The 387-nt window shown below is 70.8% G+C and carries 1 pseudogene; it reads left to right on the plus strand.

Going from position 1 to position 387, the window contains the following annotated elements:
- Nucleotides 1–35: 35 nt before the first annotated feature.
- A pseudogene (locus PUR61_RS45440) lies at nucleotides 36–248 on the plus strand (hypothetical protein); the annotation flags it as partial.
- Nucleotides 249–387: the final 139 nt, after the last annotated feature.

A 387-nucleotide genomic window follows, 5' to 3' on the forward strand; every position in this document is an offset into this window, starting at 1 on the left:
CCACCCGCAGGTGCGACACGAGCGAGCTGGCCTAGACCGGCACCGTCTCCACCCGCCGGAGGACCCTGCTCGCAGTCCGGACCGCGGAGGTCGTCACCGAGACCGAGGTCCTGCGGCTGGCCGGTGCGCTGGAGCACGCCTCCGAGCACCCCGTCGCGGGGGGCCTCGCCGCGGCCGCCGCCGAGCAGGTGGGCCCCCGGCCCGCCCGCGCGGACGTGCGGTCCCCGCCCGGACACGGCGGGCGGGGCGGAGGGCGGAAGCACGGCAAGCAGCCACCACACCCCAACCACACACCAGCACCCACCCCCCAAAACCTCCAACAAAACCCCAACCACCAAACACACACAACAAACACCCACCACACACAACAAACACAAAAACAAACAA

Origin of the sequence: Streptomyces sp. BE20, from assembly GCF_036322525.1 — a bacterium.
Taxonomy (GTDB): Bacteria; Actinomycetota; Actinomycetes; order Streptomycetales; family Streptomycetaceae; genus Kitasatospora.